The organism is Caulobacter segnis ATCC 21756 (genome assembly GCF_000092285.1).
Lineage (GTDB): Bacteria > Pseudomonadota > Alphaproteobacteria > Caulobacterales > Caulobacteraceae > Caulobacter > Caulobacter segnis.
This window is the reverse complement of sequence record NC_014100.1, coordinates 2,386,330-2,406,383: the sequence shown is the minus strand read 5'-3', so window position 1 is coordinate 2,406,383 and position 20,054 is coordinate 2,386,330. Positions and strand designations below refer to the sequence as shown.

Here is a 20,054-nt window from a genome sequence, read left to right as displayed (position 1 = left end):
GTTTACGTCCGAGTCTTAATCTCTGGATAACATCCCTCGTGGAGCCGTCGTCGTGGCCATAGACCCGACCGCGCCCGTGACACCGATCCCTCCCGCCGCGCCGCCCGGGAGCCAACCGCATTCTGTCGTTCTCCAGGCCATGGCGCGCGCCGCCCTGGCGAACACCGCCGGCAAGATGGGGGAACTGGCCGGACGGCCGGGACCCGATGCGCCAACACCTCGGCAGGGTGTCGAGCAGGCCGACAAATCCTCCACCCAAGACGCCGGGCGCCCAGCGGTATCATCGTCGTCTGGCGGCGGATCCAGCGCTGCGGCTCCGCGGTCGCCCCCTCAGGAGAGCCGGCTGCTGCGCGCGGTGCGGCTGGCGGCCACCGAGGCGGTTCCGCGTCAGGCGGGGCTCGCGCCGCTGATGGCGGATGTGCGCGCGGTGCTGGAGCGCCCTGATACGCCACCGGAAGTGCGGGGCGCCGGCGAGGACCTGCTGGCGCGGTTGCCGCGCGCCTTCGAAATAGCGACGGCTCGAGGGCTCAAGAAGGCGGTGGAGCAGTCCGGCGTCTTCCTGGAGGCCCGGCTGGCCAAGACCAGCTCGACGGAAGGCGCCGCCGCGCCAGCGTTTCCCGCGACCGATCTGAAGGCGGTCCTGCTGGTCTTCAAGGGTAAGCTGAGCGACTGGCTCGTCCGCGCGACGCCCGTCGAGCAAGTCAAGGAGCCCGAGCCTGCAGAAAGACTGCTCGGTCCGCCGCCAGAGGCCGACGACGCCGTGCAAGACGCCGAGGCCCAAACGCCAACTTCGGTGATTTCGCCGCATTCAGACTCTCAGGACACTGAGGAGGGGGCGAAGACATCCGCGCTCACGACGGCGCTTGAGACGCCCCTCGAGGCGAGTGAGCAGACCCAGCCCCCGTCCGGCTCTTCGAAGTCCTTATCGCCAACGCAAGCCGAGGAGGACGTTCAAGTGGCGAGGCCCGTCACCGATCAGCCATCGGTGGTCGAGGACGATGCTGTCGAGCCCCGCTTCGCCGCCTTCCTTGCGCCCTCGAGATCACCGCCTCTGGCGCGAGCCAGTCAGCCCGTCTCGCCGATGCTGGGGCTTCTGGAGTTCGCCGAAGTATCGCTCTCGCATGAGGAGAGGCGGCCGCCAGCCCCGATCGCCGCCCGAGGCTACGGCGCCGTGGTCGCCGATCCGGGAAAGCCGAGCGCGCCGCCGCCCCCGTTCGCCGACGGTCCCATGGCGGGACAGCGGCCCATGCCCTCGCATTTGCCGGTCCTAGCCGCGCCGGAGGAGATCGTCCGCCGTCTCTTGAAAGGCGCCAGCGCGGCCCTGGCGCGGCAAGACCTGATGCAGATCGCCTCGCTCCAAGAAGTCCACCATGACCCGGAGACGGGCGAGGCCCGTCCGCAGCCCGCCCGCCTGAACCTCGATGTGCCTTTCGTGACCCCGCAAGGCGTCGCCGTGGCGCAGTTCGAGATCACGCGGGACGGCGGCGGCGCGGGCGGCTCCCTGGTCGGGCCGGTCGAGCGGACCTACCGCGCGCGGTTCTCGATCGACGTCGAACCTCTGGGGCCGGTGCACGCGCTGGTGACCCTGACGGGGAGCCGGACGCGGGTGTCGCTTTGGGCCGAGCGGGCCGAAACCATCGCCCGCCTGCGCGCGGGCGAGGAGGGCCTGGGCGCGGCGCTACGGCAGGCTGAGCTGAACCCGGAGGTTTCTATCCACTCTGGACCTCCGCCGGTGAAAGACGCCAGCGCGCTTGGCCACTTCGTGGACCAGGCCTCGTGAGCGGGATCTTCGGGCCTGCGCCGCGTCCGCGGATCGCGGTCGCGCTGCTGCATGACGACGCCAGCGCGCCGAGGGTGCTCGCCTCGGGACAGGGTTGGGTTGGCGAGAAGATCATTGAGACGGCGCGCGAGCATGGCGTGCCGATCGAGGAAGACCCTGTGCTCGCGCAGGCCCTCTCGACGATCGAGATCGACGAGGAAATCCCTGACGCCCTCTATCGCGCCGTCGCCGAGGTTCTGGGCTTCCTGCTCCAGCCCTGAACGAAAAAGGCCCCGCCGAAGCGGGGCCTGATCCTGGGTCCGCAATAAAGCGCTTAGCGCTTTTCGACCGGGATGTAGTCGCGCTGGGTGGCGCCGGTGTAGAGCTGACGCGGACGACCGATCTTGCGGGTCGGATCCTCGAACATCTCCTTCCATTGGCTGATCCAGCCGACGGTGCGGGCCAGGGCGAACAACACGGTGAACATGTTGGTCGGGAAGCCCATCGCGCGCAGGGTGATGCCCGAATAGAAGTCGATGTTCGGGTACAGCTTGCGATCGACGAAATACGGGTCGTTCAGGGCGACCTTTTCCAGCTCCTGGGCGACCTGCAGCAGCGGGTCGTTGTTGTGGCCCAGTTCCGCCAGCACTTCGTGCGCGGTCTTCTGCATGACCTTCGCGCGCGGATCGAAGTTCTTGTACACGCGGTGGCCGAAGCCCATCAGCTTGTACTTACGATCCTTCACGCCCTGGACGTAGTCCTTGATGTTGTCGACCGAACCGATGGTCTCCAGCATCTCGAGGGCTTCCTGGTTGGCGCCGCCGTGCGACGGGCCCCACAGGCAGGCGATGCCGGCGGCGATGCAGGCGAACGGGTGCGCGCCCGACGAACCGGCCAGGCGGACGGTCGAGGTCGAGGCGTTCTGCTCGTGGTCGGCGTGCAGGATGAAGATCCGGTCCATGGCGCGGGTCAGCACCGGGTTCGGCTTCCAATCCTCGGCCGGCACGGCGAAGCACATGCGCAGGAAGTTTTCCGAGTAGGACAGGTCGTTGCGCGGCGACACGAACGGCTGGCCGATCGTGTACTTGTAGGCGCGGGCGGCGATCGTCGGCATTTTGGCGATCAGGCGGTGGGCGCTGATTTCGCGCTCACGGGCGTCGTCGACATTGATGCTGTCGGCGTAGAAGGCCGACAGGGCGCCGACGGCGCCGGTCATCACCGCCATCGGGTGGGCGTCGCGGCGGAAGCCCTCGAAGAAGCGGTCGAACTGCGCGTGCAGCATCGTGTGGTAGGTGATGTTGTGCTCGAACTTGGCGAACTCGTCGGCCGTGGGCAGTTCGCCGTTCAGCAGAAGGTGGCAGACCTCGAGGAAGGTCGACTTTTCGGCCAGCTGGTCGATCGGGTAGCCGCGGTGCAGCAAAACGCCGGCGTCGCCGTCGATATAGGTGATCTTGCTCTCGCAAGAGGCCGTCGAGGTGAAGCCCGGATCGAAGGTGAAGTGGTCGCTTTCAGCGTAGACTTTCCGGATGTCGAGAACGTCCGGACCCGTGCTGCCCTTGAGGATCGGCAGGTCGTAGCTCTTGTCGCCGATCGTCAGCGTGGCTTTATCGGTCATACTTAGACCCCTTCATAAATTGGAACGAGCAGTCCAACTTTCGTTTTCGCGGGTGCGTTATAGCGCCTCATGCGCGCGGCGCCAGGGCGTCGTCAAGTCGCCCCAAGCTCTCTTCTCGGGAGAGCGCGGCCATCGTCTTGTTCAGATCCGGAGCCGGCGCGCCGCCGGTCAGGATTCCGCGCAGGGCGGGACCGAACTTACCGAAGCCCACGCCTTCCGATTCCGCGAATGATTTCAACACGGTCTCCAGCGTGGGGGCGTCGAACGCCGGCGCGGCGGCCAGCTGTTCACGCAAGCGCTTGAGCCGCTCGACGGTTTCGTCGGTCAGTTGCTTCTGCGTCTTTTCGTCCAAGGCGAGCGGGCGCGTCTTCAGTGCGAACGCACAGTGATCCACCAGCTCCAGGATGGTCTTGGCGCCTTCCTTCACTTCCGGAACCGTGCGGGCGATGCGCTCGCGGGCGTCGGCGGGGAGGGGTTCGTCGCGCTTCTGGGCGGCCGCCAGGGCAAGCTCGGTCAGACGCCCATCCTCAGCCTTGCGCAGGTGCTGGGCGTTGATGTGATTCAGCTTGGCCCAGTCCAGGCGCGCGGGCGCCTTGACCACGTCGGCCACGTCGAACCAGCTGATCGCCTGTTCGTCGTTGAAGACCTCGTCATCGCCGTGGCCCCAACCCAGGCGCGCCAGGTAGTTGCGCATGCCCTCGGGGATGTAGCCGAGGTCGGCGAACTCGCCGACCGCTTGGGCGCCGTGACGCTTGGAGAGCTTGGCGCCGTCCGGACCGTGGATCAGCGGAATGTGGGCGAAGGCCGGCACGGCCCAGTCCATCGCCTGATAGATCAGGGACTGACGCGCGGCGTTGTTCAGGTGGTCGTCGCCGCGGATGACGTGGGTGACGCCCATGTCGTGGTCGTCCACGACGACGGCGAGGTTGTAGGTCGGGGCGCCGTCGGCGCGCAGCAGCACGAGGTCGTCCAGCTCGATGTTGCGGAACGTCACCGGACCCTTGACCATGTCATCGACCAGGGTCTCGCCGTCCAGCGGACCCTTGAAGCGGATCACATGTGGGATCGACAGGTCGCCCTCGGGCGCGTCGCGCCAGGGCGAGCGGATCGCCTTGCCCTCAGCGCGGGCCTTTTCGCGGGCGACTTCCAGTTCCTCGACCGTCATCCAGCAGCGATAGGCGCGACCCTTGGCCAGCAGCGCGTGCACGACCTCGACGTGACGCGGGGCGCGGGTGTGCTGGAAGATCACCTCATCGTCGGACTTCAGGCCCAACCAATCCAGGCCCTCGAAGATCGCGGCCACGGCGGCCTCGGTCGAGCGCTCGCGATCGGTGTCCTCGACGCGAATTAGGAACTTCCCTCCCGTATGGCGTGCATATAACCAGTTGAACAGCGCCGTGCGGGCGCCGCCGATATGCAGGAAGCCGGTGGGCGAGGGGGCGAAGCGCGTGACGACGCCCGTGGGATTGGGGCCGGTGGATGAGGGGTTCGACATGGACTTCAAGGCTGCAAGGCTGGACGCCGAAGCGGCGTCGAAAAACGCGAGCCGCGACGCGGCTTGGGCGGGGCGTCTTAGCATGGCGGTTCGCACGAGGCCTAGCGCTTTCACATGCTGCGGCGAAGTTGGCCAAGCTGTCAAAAATCTCGTGGTTTCCGCGTGTTAGGGGCGGAAGTTATCGATATCCCTAAGTCCGTCGCGGTCAGGCGGCTCTCCCTCGGCGCCCTGGCGGCGCTCGGCTTGGCGGAGTTGCGCGCCAACGAGACCAGGGTTTTTCTCTGGACGCCGGTCGCCTTTGGGTTAGGGGCGGCCGCCTATCTGGACGCCGGAAGAGAGCCGTCCTGGTGGGGGCTGGGCGTCACGGTCTTGGCGCTGACAGTCGTGTGGTGGGGGCTCCGGCGCCGGGCCGCTTCGGCGCTTCTCGTCGCCTTGGCCAGTCTGGCGGCGTTCGGCGCGGCGGGCGCCTTCGCCGCCAAGATCCGCAGCGACCGCGTCGCCGCGCCGATCATGGCCGGCGAGCGCGTGGTGCGCCGCGTGGACGGCTTCGTCGTCGATGTGGTCAGTCCTGGCGCGGGCGGGCCTCGCCTGCTGATCGCGCCAGCCACGATCTCAGGGTTGTCGGCGGAGCGAACGCCAAGGCGGATCCGAGTCACGATCGGCGAGAGCGATACGCCGGCGCCGGGCCAGGCGATCCGTCTCAAGGCCATGCTCGGGCCGCCGCCGCCGCCGGCCGCGCCCGGATCCTACGACTTCGCCCGAGACGCCTGGTTCGATTCGATCGGGGGCGTCGGCTTCGTGATTGGCGAGATGGAGCCGGCGAGCCTGGACCCGCCACCGCTTCGGCTGCGCCTGGCGATGGCGGTCAACGCCTTCCGCTGGAGTCTGGCGCAGCGGATCCTCGATCGCATGGGACCCACCAGCGGTGGCATTGGCGCGGCGATGGTGACGGGGCATGAGGCCTGGATCACCCAAGAGCAGACCGACGCCATGCGGGCCTCGGGCCTGGCGCATATCCTGTCGATTTCCGGCCTGCACATGGCGATCGTCGGCGGCTTCGTGTTCGGCGCCGTGCGCCTGGGCGTCGCCGCCTGGCCGTGGCTGGCGTTGCGCGCGCCGGGCAAGAAGATCGCCGCCGGCGCGGGGCTCGTCGCCGTCCTGGGCTATCTGGTGATCTCCGGCGCCCCGCCGCCAGCCGAGCGGGCCGCGATCACGGCCAGCGTCGCCTTCCTGGCCATCCTGTTCGATCGGCGCGCCATCACGCTGCACGGTCTGGCGATCGCCGCGCTGCTGATCCTGGCCTTGAAGCCCGAGACGGCGGGCGAGCCGGGCTTCCAGATGTCGTTCGCCGCCACCGCGGCCTTGGTGGCTTTGGCCGAGGGCTGGCCGCGCCCGGTCAAGGAGATCTCCACGCCCTGGTGGATTCGCTGGCCGCAGGCGGGGATCACGTGGCTCGCCGCCAGCGTCGCCGCCAGCCTCGTCGCGGGCCTGGCCACCGCGCCGTTCGCCATGCAGCACTTCAATCGGGTCGCGGTATGGGGGCTTCCGGCCAACCTGGCGGTCGCACCGCTGTCCTCGTTCGTGATCATGCCCTTCCTGGCGATTGGCACGCTGCTGGAGCCTTTCGGCCTCGGCGGGCCGTTCCTGGCCGTGGCGGGCTGGGGCGTGGACGCGATGGTCGATGTCGCCAACGGCTTCGCCGACGCCCATGGCGCACAGAGGATCGTTGCGAGCGCGCCGCCGCAGGTGCTGGTCATCGCCTTTCTGGGGCTGATGATCCTTTGCCTCTGGAAGGGTCGGCTGCGCTGGATCGGCGCGCCCATGGCCCTTGCCGTCGCGCTTTGGCCTAGACCCGTGCCGCCGGACGCCTGGATCGCCGCCGACGGGGCAACGGCCGCCGTGCGATCGGGCGACGCCGCCGTGCTGCTGCGGACGGACGCCAAGCGGTTCGGAGCGGAACTGTGGGCGCGGCGGCGGGGCCTGACCCCTGCGACCTGGAGCCTCTACGCCTGCGACAAGCGGATCTGCACGCCGGCCCTGGGCGCGCCGGTGCGACTGTCGCTGGCTTGGAGCCGCGGGACGCCCGACGCGGAGACCTTGTCGGGCCTATGTGTCAACAGCGAGGTCGTGGTGATCCGCGGGCCGGCGCCCGTCCGCACGCCGCCTCTGTGCGAGGACACCGTCCTGCTGACAGCTGAGGATTTCTCCCAAGGCGGCGCCGCCGAGCTCTACCATCGCGGGGATGGCTGGCGGATCGTCTGGGCCCAGCCCTTGCGCGGCGAGCGTCCTTGGAGTCGCCTGCTGACACCGGATGACGTCGGCCAGCGCTAGGCGTCAGGGAAAGCGTTCATGTCTGGAGACGTCGCCATGTCCAATCCCTTCTCCGCTCGCCGCGCGGCGTTCCGCGCGCTGCACGCCGAGGGTTGCTTTGCGCTTCCCAATCCCTGGGACGCCGGCAGCGCGCGCCGGCTGGAGAAGCTGGGTTTCAAGGCCCTGGCCTCGACCAGCGCTGGCGCGGCGTGGTCCATGGGCAAGGATGACGGGCAACTTACGCGGGACGAGGTCATCGACCACCTGCGCGCGCTCTGCGCGGCGACCGACCTGCCGGTGAACGCCGATTTCGAGAACGGCTTTTCCGATACGCCTGAAGGCGTGGCGGAGAATGTGGCCCTGGCGATCGACGCCGGCGTCGCGGGCCTCTCGATCGAGGATTGGTCCGGCTCGACCCTTTATGACCTTCCCACGGCCGTGGAGCGGCTGAGGGCGGCGCGGCGCGCGATCGACGCCTCGGGCGAGGACGTTGTCCTGGTTGGCCGCGCGGAGGGCTACCTGCGCGGCGTGCGCGATCTCGGCCAGATTCTGGAACGCCTGAAAGCCTATGCCGAGGCCGGCGCCGACTGCCTCTACGCGCCGGCGGTCACCGATCCGGAAGAGATCAAGGCCGTTGTCCAGGCCGTCGCGCCCAAGCCGGTCAATGTCCTGCTTTGGGGGCCCGAAATGACGGTCGCGAGCGCAGCCGCCTTGGGCGCGCGCCGGGTCAGCACGGGCGGCGCGCTGGCCGCCGCCGCCTGGAAGGGTTTCGACGCCGCGACGAAGCGCTTGGCGGAGGAGGGGCGGTTGTAGCGCCAGCCCCGATACGAAAAGGCCCCGATCCTCGCCTGAGGTCGGGGCCAATTTTCGGAGATTGTTTCCCTTCGCGGCGTTGGATCTCAGTGATAGCGGCGGATCAGGCCCACCAGCTTGCCCTGGACCTCGACCTGGTCGGGGCCAAAGATGCGGGTCTCGTACTTGGGGTTGGCGGCTTCCAGAGCGATCGAGCCGCCCTTCTTGCGCAGGCGCTTGAGAGTGGCTTCCTCGCCGACCAGGGCGACGACGATCTCGCCCGACGTGGCGGTGTCGCCCTTCTTGATGATGACGTAGTCGCCGTCGAGGATGCCGGCCTCGATCATCGAGTCCCCCTGCACCTCGAGAACATAGTGCTCGCCGCCGCCCAACATGGCTTCCGGCACCGGCAGGCGCTCGCGTTCATGCTGGATGGCGTCGATCGGCGTGCCGGCGGCGATGCGGCCCAGGATCGGCAGTTCGCGGCTGTCGTTGGCGGGCGCCGTCGCGGCCGGAGGCGGGGTCCCGCCGCCTTCGAACACCTGCGGACGGAACGCGCCGCGCCCCTTCGGCGGGGCGGCGGTCGTGGCCTGCTGCGGCAGCTTCACCACTTCGAGCGCCCGGGCCCGATGGGCCAGACGACGGATGAAGCCACGCTCCTCCAGGGCCGTGATCAGCCGGTGGATCCCGGACTTGGAAGCCAGGTCCAGGGCCTCCTTCATCTCGTCGAACGACGGGGAGACGCCCGTCTCCTTGATCCGCTCGTGGATGAACATCAGCAATTCGTGCTGCTTGCGGGTGAGCATCTCGACCTCGAATGGAGCGCGGAACAAACCGCAAACCTTTCGAATGTTCTCTAGGCGTTCCGGGTTAAAGTCAAGTCTGCGCCTCTCGCGGGTAAAAACATCAGCAAAATCAAAGGCTAGGGCGGAGATATAGGTAAATGTCGCCAAGAATCAAAAGCTTAACGAAAGCCTTCAGGCGCGTTTGCGCGCGATGACGATGTCCTGGTCCTGCAGGGGCTGTCGCCGCCAGACGCCCAGCGCCGGATTGAGCACCTCAAGTCCCAGGGCGTCGTATTGCGCCAGGACCGGTTCGAGGTCGTATCCGATCACGGCTTCCGGCAGGTCCGGGGTGGCGGTCCAGCAACCATCCAGCGGATGGACAAAGTCGAAGGCGATCTGGCCGTTGCCGGTGTTGGCGCGGGCCTCCTCGTCGATCAGATACCAGGAGACGATGCTGATCCCGCCCGGCTTGAGCACCCGGGCGATCTCGCGCGCGAACTGGGCCTGATCGGCCGCCAGCAGGTGAGTGAACACCGAGCCCAGCCAGACGTAATCGAAGCTGGCGTCCGGATAGGGGAAGACATAGGCGCTGGCGGGTTGCGATCCGGCCGGATTGTAGCGATCGCTGCGCATATCGGCGTGCGCGAAGTCGAATCGTGGGTCGCCGACGGCGATATTGGCTTTGCACCAGTCGATCGCCTCGGCCATCACGTCGAAGCCGGCGTATCGGCCGTTTTCATCCAGATAGTTGACCAGCGGCGCGGCGGCGCGGCCAATGCCGCAGCCGACGTCGAGGATGGCGTGGTGGGGCTGCAGGCCGGCCTCGATGAACAGGCGCTTGAACTCCTGGCCCACGCGCACGAAGTCCGCGTCGGCCGCGCCCACCAGGTGCCAAAGCTCCTGGGGCGCGGTCACGGCGTCGACGTCAGCAGGCTCAGGGAGCTCGGCGGGCGCTGCGGAGACGCGCGGCGGCGCCAGGGCGCGACGTAGGCGGCCGAGCGCCGGTCGCAAGGGCGCGGGGGTGGCGTTGCGTAGCGCGGTCAGGAAAGCCTGCATCCGATTCCTCTTCGTTCGAGGCGACCAGACCCTAGAGAGCCTGTGGTCCTGGGCCAACCATCGCCGGATGGTCAGCCGATTAGTGTCTTGGTGGCGGCCGTAACGTCGGCGTGCCGCATCAGGCTCTCGCCGACCAGCATGGCCTTGGCGCCGGCCGCCTCCATCCGCACCGCGTCGTCGTGGGTGAAGACGCCGCTCTCGGTGACCAGGAGGGCGCCCTTCGGGGCCTGCGCCGACAGCCGTTCGGTGACGGCGAGGTCGACGACGAAGCTCTTCAGGTCGCGGTTGTTGATCCCGACCAGATCCGAGCCCAGCGCGCCGGCGCGGGCCATCTCGGCCTCGTCGTGCACCTCGACCAGGGCGTCCATGCCCAGGCGCTTGGCCTCGGACATCAGCTCGGCCGCCAGGACGTCGTCGATCATGGCCAGGATCACCAGGATCGCGTCGGCGCCGAGGGCGCGGCTTTCAGCCACTTGCCAAGGATCGACCAGGAAGTCCTTGCGGATGCAGGGCAGGGTGGTCGCCGCGCGGGCGGCCACCAGATATTCGTCCGCCCCCTGGAAGCTGGGACCATCCGTCAGGACCGACAGGCAGGCCGCGCCGCCGGCCTCGTAGGCCTTGGCCAGGACCGGCGGATCGAAATCCTCACGGATCAGGCCCTTGGACGGCGAGGCCTTCTTGATCTCGGCGATCAGTGACAGCTTGCCGGGCGCGTGCCTGGTCTCCAGGGCCGCCTTGAAGCCACGCGTCGGCGAGGCGGCCTTGGCGGCGGCGTCGACATCGGCTTGCGAGCGGACGGCCTTGCGGGCGGCGACGTCCTCGCGCTTGTAGGCGGCGATCTTGGCCAGGATGTCGGTCACGCGGGCATTTCCGTATTGGTGGCGGCCACCAGGCCGTCCAGGGCGGCGCGGGCGCGGCCCTCGTCGATGACGTCGGCGGCCAGTTCGATGCCCTCGACCAGGGTCTCGACCTTGTCGGCGACCAGGAAGGCGGCGGCGGCGTTCAGCAGCACGATGTCGCGGTAGGGACCCTTCTCGCCCTCGAACAGGCGGGTCAGGGCGGCGGCGTTGAAGGCGGGATCGCCGCCGGTGATGTCCGACAGCGCCGCGCGCGGCAGGCCGACGGCCTCCGGCGTGATCGTGAAGAGACGCATGCGCCCGTCGCGCCACTCGGCGACCTCAGTCTCGCCGGTGGTGGTCAGCTCGTCCAGGCCCGATCCGTGCACCGACCAGGCGCGCTCGGCCCCCAGGGCGCCCAGCGCCTTGGCGATCGGCTCGACGAAGCGGGGCGCGGAGACGCCCACCACCTGCCGCTTGGCGCCGGCCGGATTGGTCAGCGGGCCCAGCAGGTTGAAGATCGTCCGGAAGCCCAGCTCCTGGCGGATCGGCGAGACGTGGCGCATGGCGCCGTGGTGAGCCTGGGCGAACAGGAAGCAGATTCCGGCCTCGTCCAATGCCCGGCGCTGCTGCTCCCGCGTGGCGTCGATATTGACGCCCAGGGCCGTTAGCACGTCGGCGGTGCCGGACTTGGAGGTGATGGCGCGGTTGCCGTGCTTGGCGACCTTCAGGCCCCCGCCAGCAGCGACGAAGCCCACGGCGGTCGAGATGTTGAGGGTGTGGAGGCCGTCGCCGCCGGTGCCGCAGACGTCGATGACCTCGTACGGGTGCTCGAGGTGCACGGCGGCGCGGCGCATGGCGCGGGCGCAGGCGGCGATCTCGCCCACGGTCTCGCCGCGCAGGCGCATGGCGGTCACGGCGGCGGCGACCTGGGCCGGGGTCGGCTCGCCCCGCAGGCAGGCGGCGAAGAACACCTCGGCGTCCTCGTCGCCCAGGGTCTGGCCGTCGGCCAGCTTGGCCAGCAAAGGCTTGAAAGCGTCGGACATAGAGGCGGACCTAGACCCAGACCGCCGCGTCGCGCTTGACGCCGGCCAGATCCATGAAGTTGGCCAGCATCTGGTGGCCGCCCTCGGTGGCGATGGACTCCGGGTGGAATTGGACGCCGAACACGGGCCGGGTCTTGTGCTGCACGCCCATGATCTCGCCGTCGTCAGTCCAGGCGGTGACTTCCAGCTCCGGCGGCAGGTCTTCCTTGCGGACGGCCAGGCTGTGGTAGCGGGTGGCGGTGAACGGGTTGGGCAGGCCCTTGAAGATGCCCTTGTCGTTGTGGCGGACCTTGCTGACCTTGCCGTGCATGACCTGCTTGGCGCGGATCACCTCGCCGCCATAGGCCTGGCCGATGGCCTGGTGGCCGAGGCAGACGCCCAGGATCGGCAGGTCTTCCGGCGCGGCGCGCAGTAGCGGCAGGCATATGCCCGCCTGATCCGGCGCCTTGGGGCCTGGCGACAGAAGGACGGCGGCGGGTTTGAGGCCCAGAGCCTCCTGCACCGTCAGGGCGTCGTTGCGGAACACCTCGGTCTCCGCGCCCAGCTCGTTCAGATAGTGGACGAGGTTGTAGGTGAAGCTGTCGTAGTTATCGATGACGAGGATCATGACGCCGCCTTTCGAAGTGCGGTTCTAGCCTGAGCGGGTGCAATGTGTAGCGCCAATTTCGCCTGCGGCTTTCAGTTGCGGTTACAGCGGACGCGGTCTGGAGCATCATATGGGGATGGACCCGCGTGATTCCGCCTTGGACGCTGTCGCCGTCGCCTATGTCCGCGCATTGCTGCGGCCCAAGACGCGCGTCCAGAAGTTGGGACCGGTCCTGGCCGCCGCGGCCTTCGCCGCGTTCTGCGCGATCAGCTTCGCCACGGTGATGGTGCTGGCGCCGCCGACGGTCACTCAGCACCTTCCCGAGGATCGACTGGGCGGTCCCTAGAGGCAGCCCTAAGGCTCAGCTGAATCGCCAGGCTTCCTCGGCCGCGCGCTTGAGGGCGCGCGACTTGTGCAGGGTCTCGTCGTATTCGCCGTCCGGATCGCTGTCGGCGACGATGCCGCCGCCGGCCTGCACGTACATCATGCCATCCTTGACCAGCGCCGTGCGCAGCACGATGCAGGTGTCGACCGAGCCGTCCGCGCCGAAGTAGCCGACGGCGCCGGCGTAGCCGATGCCGCGTTTTTCGACTTCCAGCTCGTCGATGATCTCCATGGCCCGGACCTTGGGCGCGCCCGAGAGCGTGCCGGCGGGCAGGGCGGCCATCAGCACGTCCACCGGATCGACGCCTTCGGGCGCGGTGCCCTCGACGTTCGAGACGATGTGCATGACGTGGCTGTAGCGCTCGATCTTGAAGCTCTCGGTCACGCGGACGTTCGGGCCTTTCGGACGCTCAGCCGGGGCGTTGCGTCCGGCGCGGTTCAGCATCGCCACGCGACCCACGTCGTTGCGGCCAAGGTCCAGCAGCATCAGGTGCTCGGCGCGTTCCTTGGGGTCGGCCAGCAGCTCGGCTTCCAGCGCCGCGTCCTGCTCGGGCGTCGCGCCGCGCGGACGCGTGCCGGCGATCGGGCGGATGGTGATCTTGCCGTCGCGCAAACGGACCAGGATCTCGGGGCTGGAGCCCACGAGATGGAAACCGTCCAGGTTCAGGAAGAACAGGAACGGCGACGGATTGGTCCGGCGCAGCGAGCGATAGAGCGCGAACGGCGGCAGGTCGAAGGGCGCGCGGAAGCGGTGGCTGGCCACGACCTGGAAGATGTCGCCGGCGGCGATGTAGTCCTTCGCCTTGGCCACGACCTGGTGATAGTCGGCGCGGCTGACCGGCGTCGTGAACTCCATCGGACCACGGGGCGCGCGCGGCGCGTCGTGGGCCAGAGGGCGGTGCAGGTCCGCCATCACGGTCTCGATCCGCGAACGGGCGGCCTCGTAGGCCGCCTTGGCCGAGACGCCGGCCTTGGGCCGCACCGCCGTCGTCAGGATGATCTCCTGAGCGATGGCGTCGAAGATCGCGACGATCTGCGGCCGGGTCATGATCCCGTCCGGCAGACCCAGCGTGTCTTCGTTGATGTCGGGCAGTCGCTCGACGAGGCGCACAAGGTCATAGCCGAGGGCCCCAAACACGCCGGCCGCCATGGGCGGCAGGCCCTTGGGCAGCTCCATGCGCGAGCGCGCCACCAGGTCACGTAGGCTGTCCAGCGCGCCGCCCGCTTGCGGCGTGTAGCGGCCGGCGGCGATGTCGTCGCCCTCGGCGATCTCGGCCTGGTCGCCGCGGCAGCGCCAGACGAGGTCCGGGTTCATGGTCACGATCGAGTAGCGACCGCGCCAGGCGCCGCCCTCGACGCTTTCGAACAGGAAGCTGTAGGGCCGCGTCTGGGCGATCTTCAGATAGGCCGATACCGGCGTCTCCAGATCGTCGATCAGACGTGTCCAGACAACCTGCTGCCGCCCGGAATCATAGGCTTCCGAAAAGGCGTCGAAGGCGGGTTCCAGACTCATTAGTCGGCTTTCTTTCCAGACTTGGCGGCCTCGGCCTTGGCCAGGGCGTCGGTGTCCACGCCGATGGCCTGGCGAGCCAGGGTCAGGTTGGTCTTGGTCTTCAGCTGAGCCTTGGCGGCGGCGCGCGAGGCTTCGCCGAGGTCGCGCATCAGGCCGTTCGCGGCCTGAGCCTGAGCGAGCACGGCGTAGCGGGCCACGTCATTGGTCGGCGCGGCGTGGACGGCTTCCAGCTTGGCGACGACATAGGCCTCGCCCTGCTGGCCGGCGCGGGCGGTGAACACCTCGTTCGGCTTGGCGTCGAACGCCGCTCCCAGGAAGGCCGGGCCCAGGCCCATGTGCTGCTGGGCGTTCTGGCGCGAGAGGCCCGGGACACGCTGGACGTTCGACTGAGCCGAGGCGGCGACGGCTTCCAGCGACTCGCCTTTCTTGACGCGGGCGGCCAGGGCGTCGGCCTTGGCCTTGAGACGCTTGCCCATTTCCTGGCCCATCCAGACGGCGGTCAGTTGGGGCTTGATCTCGGCCAGAGGAGGCATGGCGGCCGGGACCACCTTCTCGACCTTGACGGCGTAGTATTCGCCCTTGCCCAGCTCGATCAGGTCGCTTTCGCCGCCCTGGGGCAGGCCGAACGCGGTCTTGATCATCTCGGGGGTCAGGCCGGCCGCCGGTTGGCCCATCTGGTCGGCGCCCTGAGCGGTGATCGGCGCGGTCGTGACGACCATGGCGCCGGCCTTGCTGGCGGCGGCGACCAGGTCGGCGCCCGCGTCATGAGCGTCCTGGTAGGCTTGGGTCTGGTCGTAGGCCTTGCTCTGGGCGGTTTGGGCGCGGACCTCGGCTTCGATTTCCGGGCGAACGCTGTCCAGCGTGGCGACGACGCCCGGCGTCACCTTCGTCACCTTGACGACCGAAACGCCCAGCTCGCCGTTGATCGGGCCGCTGACCTGACCGACGGCCAGGCTGAAGGCGGCGTCGGCGACCTTGCGGTCAGGAAGGGCGGACTTGGGCTTGTCGATCAGAGCGACCGGCGACTTGCCATAGGCCTTGGCGACCGTGGCGGGGTCTTCACCCCTGGCCAGACGTTGCGAGATCGTGGCGGCCGTCTTGGCGTCCGGCGCGACGATCTGGATCAGCGAACGGGTTTCCGGCTTGGCCAGGCTGTCCTTGCGGAAGTCGAAGGCCTTCTGGACCTCGGCGGGGTTGAGGGTGACGGTCGGCTCAAGAGCCTTGGCGCTGACGCGCATGATCGACAGGACGCGCGTCTCGGGACGCGTCAGGCGATCGGCGTTCTCCTTCATGAAGGCCATCAGTTGCGCGTCGGTCGGCGGCGCGGGCTTCTCGACGGAGGCCGGGTTGACGGCGAAGGCGGCCACATCGCGGGCCTCGAGGCCGTAGGCGGCCTGCAGGGCGGCGTAGATGCGCGGCGCCTTCAGGCCGTCGGCGACCGCCGAGAAGAAGTGGGCTTGGGCGATCTCGTCGCGCAGCGAGGCCTCGTAGGCCTGCGGCGTGAGATTGTTCTGGGCCAGAAGCGCGGCGTAGAGCTTGGAATCGAACTTGCCGGTGATCGGATCGAACGGACGCTGGCCGGGCGGCAACGAGCTCATCTGCTCGTGGACGGTCTTGGCGATCAGCTTGTCGGAGGGAACGACACCCATCTTGGCGATGGCGGCGGCGATCGATTCCTGAAGCGCCAGCTCCTGCACGATCTGCTTGTCCACGCCGCGCTCGACGGCCTGGTCGGGCGTCATAGGCTCGCCGTTCCGGCGCTCGATCTCCTTGCGGTAGTTGTCGAAGCGCAGCTTGAAATCCTGCGCGGACATTTCGCGCGAGCCGGCGTCGATCACGCCCGAGCCGCGAGGACCCTTGAAGACGTCGCTGATGCCGAAGATGGCGAAGCTGACGATCAGCAGGCCAAACAGCAGCACCGCAAACGGCGATTTGGCGAAGGAGCGGAAACCGGCGAGCATGAGGGTGAGAACCTTCCAGTCAGACCGCCGAAGCAACGAGCAAGGCGGTCGAGAGCAGCGGGTATAGTAGAGCCGCGGGCGCGGGGGCAAGCGGCGCGGGCTTGACTTCCCAAGCGAGCGTGTCCCCAAGAAGGCGCTCATGACCCTTTCAAGCACGACGCCCCGGCCGTTGATCGCCGGAAACTGGAAAATGAACGGCCTGGCGGCCGCTCTGGATGAAGCCCGCGCCGTCGCGGCGGCGCTGGAGCAACGTCCGGCCTCGGCGCGGGTGGCGATCTTCCCGCCTTCGACCCTGCTGCACCGGCTGGCGGAGGCTGTGGAGGGCTCCACCGTCTTGGTCGGCGGCCAGGACTGCCATCCGAAGGCCAGCGGCGCCCATACGGGCGACATCTCGGCCGAAATGATCGGCGACGCGGGCGGCGCCATGGTCATCGTCGGCCATTCTGAGCGGCGGACCGATCACGGAGAGACCTGCCAGCAGGTGGCCGCCAAGGTCGAAGCGGCTCTAGCCGGGGATCTGGAACCGGTCATCTGCGTCGGCGAGAGCCTGGAACAGCGTCAGGCCGGCGAGGCGGTGAGCTTCGTGGTCGGTCAGCTGCGCAACTCGCTACCGGACAGCCTCCAAGGCAAGGCCTTCAATGTCGCCTACGAGCCGATCTGGGCAATCGGCACTGGCCATGTCGCCTCCGTCGACAATATCATCGAGATGCACGCGGCCATCCGCGCCGAGCTGGCGACCCGTTTCGGCGAGCAGGGCCGGACGATCCCGATCCTCTATGGCGGCTCGGTCAAGCCCGAGAACGCGGCCGAGATTCTGGCCGCGCCGGAAGTCGGCGGCGCCCTGGTCGGCGGCGCCTCGCTGAAGGCCAAGGATTTCCTGGCCATCATCCAGGCCGCCTGAGGGTTCGGATCACCCTGGGACAAGCCGCGCGGGCGCATGGCTTGTCCCAGAATCCTTGACATCGCGGCGCCCACGTGCGCCTTACCGCGCCTTGCAAATCACCGCGTATTCAAGACTTTCATGACCTCGATGCACGCCTATCGCACCCATAACTGCGGCGCTCTTCGCGCTTCCGACACCGGCGCGGCCGTGCGGCTGTCGGGCTGGATCCACCGCAAGCGCGACCACGGCGGGCTGGTCTTCATCGACCTGCGCGACCACTACGGCCTGACGCAGCTGGTCCTGCACCCCGAAACGCCGGGCTTCTCGATCGTCGAGCGCCTGCGCGCCGAGAGCGTGATCCGCGTCGACGGCGAAGTCATCGCCCGCGACGCCAGCGTGGTGAACCCGAACCTGCCGACCGGCGAGATCGAGATACGTGTCTCGGCCGTGGAAGTGCTGAGCGAAGCCGCCGAACTGCCGCTGCCGGTCTTTGGCGAGCCGGACTATCCGGAAGAGATCCGCCTCAAGCACCGCTATCTCGACCTGCGTCGCGAGACTCTGCACAAGAACATCGTCCTGCGCTCGCGCGTGATCCAGTCGATCCGCAACCACATGTTCGCGCAGGGCTTCAACGAGTTCCAGACGCCGATCCTGACGGCCAGCTCGCCGGAAGGCGCGCGCGACTTCCTGGTGCCCTCGCGTCTGCATCCGGAGAAGTTCTACGCCCTGCCGCAGGCGCCCCAGCAGTTCAAGCAGCTGCTGATGGTCTCGGGCTTCGACCGCTACTTCCAGATCGCCCCGTGCTTCCGCGACGAGGACCTGCGCGCCGACCGCTCGCTGGAATTCTACCAGCTCGACGTCGAGATGAGCTTCGTCACCCAGGAAGACGTCTTCGCGGCGATCGAGCCGGTGATGCATGGCGTGTTCGAGGAATTCGGCAATGGCCGTCGCGTCTCGCCGATCAGCGAGACCCACACCTTCGTCAACGACTTCGGCGCGACGTTCGAGCACAAGGGCTTCGAGCGCCTGACCTACGCCCAGTCGATGGCCTGGTACGGCAGCGACAAGCCGGACCTGCGCAACCCGATCAAGATGGCCAACGTCTCGGAGCACTTCCGTGACGGCGGTTTCGGCTTGTTCGCCAAGATCCTGGGCGCCGACGCCAAGAACCAGGTGTGGGCGATCCCGGCCCCCACCGGCGGCAGCCGCGCCTTCTGCGACCGCATGAACAGCTGGGCCCAGGGCGAGGGTCAGCCGGGCCTGGGCTATGTGTTCTGGTCGGAAGACCAGGGCGGCTGGGGCGGTCCGATCGCCAAGAACCTGGGTGAGCCGACCCAGGCGCTGATGGAGTCGCTGGGCCTGGGCGCCGGCGACGCCGCGTTCTTCGTGGCCGGCGATCCGGCCGTGTTCGCCAAGTTCGCCGGCCTGGCCCGCACCCGCGTCGGCACGGAGCTGAAGCTGGTCGACGAGAACCAGTTCAAGTTCTGCTGGATCGTCGACTTCCCGATGTTCGAGTGGAACGAGGACGAGAAGAAGGTCGACTTCTCCCACAACCCGTTCTCGATGCCGCAAGGCGGTCTGGAGGCCCTGGAGACCCAGGATCCGCTGACCATCCGCGCCTATCAGTACGACATCGTCTGCAACGGCTATGAGCTGTGCTCGGGCGCGATCCGGAACCACAAGCCCGAGATCATGCTCAAGGCCTTCGAGATCGCCGGCTACGGCCCCGAGGTCGTCGAGGAGCAGTTCGGCGGCATGCTGAACGCGTTCCGCTACGGCGCGCCGCCGCATGGTGGTCTGGCGCCCGGCATCGACCGCATCGTCATGCTGCTGGCCGACCAGGTGGCCATCCGCGAGGTCATCGCCTTCCCGCTGAACCAGCAGGGCCAGGACCTCCTGATGAACGCCCCGGCCAACGTGCTGGACAAGCAGCTGAAGGAGCTGCACATCCGCACCGCGCCGCCCATCAAGGTTTAGGCCCGGCGGCCACCGCAAAGAAAAGCCCTCCGGTCTAGCGATCGGAGGGCTTTTTCTTGGACGCTGCGGCGTCTGGCTCAGCGCAGCCGGATCACCACTTGGGCGGCTTCGGCGGCTTGGGCGGGGCCGGAGGCGCGGGCGGCGCCTTGGGCATTTCCCGCCACAGCATGAACTGCTGCGAGCCCCGAATGCCGCTGCACGAGCGAACCGTCAGGCCGGAGGGAAGGCGCGTGCCGCCATCGCCGCAGGCTTCATCCAGCTGGTCCTGATCCAGGCCGCGCGCGGTCGAAAGGTCCGCGCCGCTCAACACCACCAGCGACAGGTCGGCGTTGCGGAAATCGGCGCCGCCGAAGGTGGCCCCGCGCAGGTTCGAGCCGGTCAGATCGGCGTTGCGGAAGTTGGCGCCCTCAAAGCGGCCGCCCTGGAAGTTGGCGTGATTGATGTCGGCGTTCGAGAAGTCGGCGTCGCGGGCGTTCACGCCCGACAGGTTCGCCGCGATCAGTTCGACGTTCGAGAAACGGGCTTTTTGCAGGTTGGCGCCGTTCATCTGGACGCCGTGCAGTTCGGCGGACGACAGATCGACCCGCACGAGAATCGCCAGCTGGAAGTTGGCGCCGCTGCTTTCGACGCCCGACATGCGCGCGTCGGTGAAGTTGGCGTTGTTGAAGTTGGCGCCGCGCATCTCGGCGCCGCGCAGGTCCGCGCGGCTCAGGTCGGCCGAGACGAAATTGCTGCCGTAGAACATGGCGCCACGCAGGTCGGCGCCGATCAGGACGGACTTGGAGAAGTTGGCGCCGGCGAATTTGGCGTTCATCAGCTTGCGGCCGGCCAGATCGCAGCTGGCGCACGTACCGCCGAAGGAGGTCAGCCGGGCGACATCGCGGTCCTCGGTCGCGGCGTGCGCCTGGCCGGCCATCGCCAGCAGGCTCAGCGACAAGGCGGCGATGGGAGCGCCCAAGCGGAACATGAATTTCTCCGTGCAGTCCATAAGCGACTGTGTGAGTTACGGTTTGAACCCGGCCGGCGCCAGAAGCCACTTAAATCGCGGTAATGACG

16 protein-coding genes and 1 pseudogene are annotated in these 20,054 nt (G+C 68.2%); 7 read left to right on the top strand and 10 right to left on the bottom strand.

Annotated elements, in window-relative coordinates; genetic code table 11:
• Positions 1–52: 52 nt before the first annotated feature.
• Both fliK and CSEG_RS11015 read left to right on the top strand, forming a co-directional pair.
• A complete protein-coding gene (fliK, locus tag CSEG_RS11020; protein ID WP_013079313.1) occupies positions 53–1,780 on the top strand; it encodes a flagellar hook-length control protein FliK in 1,728 nt (575 codons plus the stop codon).
• Positions 1,777–2,040, top strand: a complete 264-nt coding sequence (locus CSEG_RS11015; RefSeq protein WP_013079312.1) for an EscU/YscU/HrcU family type III secretion system export apparatus switch protein — start codon at positions 1,777–1,779, stop codon at positions 2,038–2,040. The genes fliK and CSEG_RS11015 overlap by 4 nt, the downstream gene beginning before the upstream one ends.
• 53 nt (positions 2,041–2,093) lie before the next feature.
• On the opposite strand, the gene gltA is transcribed toward CSEG_RS11015, so the two are convergent.
• Entirely contained in the window at positions 2,094–3,374 is a 1,281-nt protein-coding gene (gltA, locus tag CSEG_RS11010) for a citrate synthase (protein ID WP_013079311.1), read from the bottom strand.
• A gap of 67 nt (positions 3,375–3,441) precedes the next feature.
• Entirely contained in the window at positions 3,442–4,869 is a 1,428-nt protein-coding gene (gene gltX / locus CSEG_RS11005) for a glutamate--tRNA ligase (RefSeq protein ID WP_013079310.1), read from the bottom strand.
• Positions 4,870–5,053: 184 nt separating this feature from the next.
• On the opposite strand from gltX, the pseudogene CSEG_RS11000 reads away from it, so the two are divergent.
• Both CSEG_RS11000 and CSEG_RS10995 read left to right on the top strand, forming a co-directional pair.
• Positions 5,054–7,200, top strand: a pseudogene (locus CSEG_RS11000) (ComEC/Rec2 family competence protein).
• Positions 7,201–7,236: 36 nt separating this feature from the next.
• Entirely contained in the window at positions 7,237–7,992 is a 756-nt protein-coding gene (locus CSEG_RS10995) for an isocitrate lyase/PEP mutase family protein (protein WP_013079308.1), read from the top strand.
• A gap of 86 nt (positions 7,993–8,078) precedes the next feature.
• Here the strand turns inward: CSEG_RS10995 and lexA are convergent, their stop codons facing one another.
• The 5 genes from lexA to CSEG_RS10970 form a co-directional block, all read right to left on the bottom strand.
• Positions 8,079–8,777, bottom strand: a complete 699-nt coding sequence (lexA, locus tag CSEG_RS10990; RefSeq protein ID WP_013079307.1) for a transcriptional repressor LexA — start codon at positions 8,775–8,777, stop codon at positions 8,079–8,081.
• Between the two features lie 171 nt (positions 8,778–8,948).
• The gene (locus CSEG_RS10985; protein WP_013079306.1) at positions 8,949–9,812 is read right to left on the bottom strand and encodes a class I SAM-dependent methyltransferase; all 864 of its coding nucleotides are present in this window, start codon (positions 9,810–9,812) and stop codon (positions 8,949–8,951) included.
• A gap of 71 nt (positions 9,813–9,883) precedes the next feature.
• Positions 9,884–10,672: an indole-3-glycerol phosphate synthase TrpC gene (gene trpC, locus CSEG_RS10980; protein WP_013079305.1), complete on the bottom strand. Its 789-nt coding sequence runs from the start codon at positions 10,670–10,672 to the stop codon at positions 9,884–9,886.
• Complete coding sequence (gene trpD / locus CSEG_RS10975; RefSeq protein ID WP_013079304.1) at positions 10,669–11,694, bottom strand: anthranilate phosphoribosyltransferase; 1,026 nt, start codon at positions 11,692–11,694, stop codon at positions 10,669–10,671. The genes trpC and trpD overlap by 4 nt, the downstream gene beginning before the upstream one ends.
• Positions 11,695–11,704: 10 nt before the next feature.
• The gene (locus tag CSEG_RS10970; protein WP_013079303.1) at positions 11,705–12,301 is read right to left on the bottom strand and encodes an anthranilate synthase component II; all 597 of its coding nucleotides are present in this window, start codon (positions 12,299–12,301) and stop codon (positions 11,705–11,707) included.
• 115 nt (positions 12,302–12,416) lie between these two features.
• On the opposite strand from CSEG_RS10970, the gene CSEG_RS22870 reads away from it, so the two are divergent.
• A complete protein-coding gene (locus CSEG_RS22870) occupies positions 12,417–12,626 on the top strand; it encodes a hypothetical protein (protein ID WP_041538587.1) in 210 nt (69 codons plus the stop codon).
• Positions 12,627–12,641: 15 nt separating this feature from the next.
• On the opposite strand, the gene trpE is transcribed toward CSEG_RS22870, so the two are convergent.
• Both trpE and CSEG_RS10955 read right to left on the bottom strand, forming a co-directional pair.
• The gene (gene trpE, locus CSEG_RS10960) at positions 12,642–14,177 is read right to left on the bottom strand and encodes an anthranilate synthase component I (RefSeq protein ID WP_013079301.1); all 1,536 of its coding nucleotides are present in this window, start codon (positions 14,175–14,177) and stop codon (positions 12,642–12,644) included.
• A complete protein-coding gene (locus tag CSEG_RS10955; RefSeq protein ID WP_013079300.1) occupies positions 14,177–16,138 on the bottom strand; it encodes a peptidylprolyl isomerase in 1,962 nt (653 codons plus the stop codon). Before CSEG_RS10955 ends, trpE begins: the two co-directional genes overlap by 1 nt.
• A 139-nt stretch (positions 16,139–16,277) precedes the next feature.
• Here CSEG_RS10955 and tpiA point away from each other — a divergent pair, with 139 nt between their 5' ends.
• Together tpiA and aspS are read left to right on the top strand one after the other, a co-directional pair.
• Positions 16,278–17,039, top strand: a complete 762-nt coding sequence (gene tpiA / locus CSEG_RS10950) for a triose-phosphate isomerase (RefSeq protein WP_013079299.1) — start codon at positions 16,278–16,280, stop codon at positions 17,037–17,039.
• Between the two features lie 120 nt (positions 17,040–17,159).
• Positions 17,160–18,998, top strand: a complete 1,839-nt coding sequence (gene aspS, locus CSEG_RS10945; RefSeq protein ID WP_013079298.1) for an aspartate--tRNA ligase — start codon at positions 17,160–17,162, stop codon at positions 18,996–18,998.
• A 91-nt stretch (positions 18,999–19,089) separates the two neighbouring features.
• On the opposite strand, the gene CSEG_RS10940 is transcribed toward aspS, so the two are convergent.
• Entirely contained in the window at positions 19,090–19,965 is an 876-nt protein-coding gene (locus CSEG_RS10940; RefSeq protein WP_013079297.1) for a pentapeptide repeat-containing protein, read from the bottom strand.
• Positions 19,966–20,054: the final 89 nt, after the last annotated feature.

Excerpts from the sequence above, each read along its gene's own strand:
- gltA (WP_013079311.1), bottom strand. The coding sequence starts at position 3,374 with ATGACCGATAAAGCCACGCTGACGATCGGCGACAAGAGCTACGACCTG.
- gltX (WP_013079310.1), bottom strand. The coding sequence starts at position 4,869 with ATGTCGAACCCCTCATCCACCGGCCCCAATCCCACGGGCGTCGTCACG.
- CSEG_RS10995 (WP_013079308.1), top strand. The coding sequence starts at position 7,237 with ATGTCCAATCCCTTCTCCGCTCGCCGCGCGGCGTTCCGCGCGCTGCAC.
- lexA (WP_013079307.1), bottom strand. The coding sequence starts at position 8,777 with ATGCTCACCCGCAAGCAGCACGAATTGCTGATGTTCATCCACGAGCGG.
- CSEG_RS10985 (WP_013079306.1), bottom strand. The coding sequence starts at position 9,812 with ATGCAGGCTTTCCTGACCGCGCTACGCAACGCCACCCCCGCGCCCTTG.
- trpD (WP_013079304.1), bottom strand. The coding sequence starts at position 11,694 with ATGTCCGACGCTTTCAAGCCTTTGCTGGCCAAGCTGGCCGACGGCCAG.
- CSEG_RS10970 (WP_013079303.1), bottom strand. The coding sequence starts at position 12,301 with ATGATCCTCGTCATCGATAACTACGACAGCTTCACCTACAACCTCGTC.
- CSEG_RS22870 (WP_041538587.1), top strand. The coding sequence starts at position 12,417 with ATGGACCCGCGTGATTCCGCCTTGGACGCTGTCGCCGTCGCCTATGTC.
- trpE (WP_013079301.1), bottom strand. The coding sequence starts at position 14,177 with ATGAGTCTGGAACCCGCCTTCGACGCCTTTTCGGAAGCCTATGATTCC.
- CSEG_RS10955 (WP_013079300.1), bottom strand. The coding sequence starts at position 16,138 with ATGCTCGCCGGTTTCCGCTCCTTCGCCAAATCGCCGTTTGCGGTGCTG.
- tpiA (WP_013079299.1), top strand. The coding sequence starts at position 16,278 with ATGACCCTTTCAAGCACGACGCCCCGGCCGTTGATCGCCGGAAACTGG.
- aspS (WP_013079298.1), top strand. The coding sequence starts at position 17,160 with ATGACCTCGATGCACGCCTATCGCACCCATAACTGCGGCGCTCTTCGC.
- CSEG_RS10940 (WP_013079297.1), bottom strand. The coding sequence starts at position 19,965 with ATGTTCCGCTTGGGCGCTCCCATCGCCGCCTTGTCGCTGAGCCTGCTG.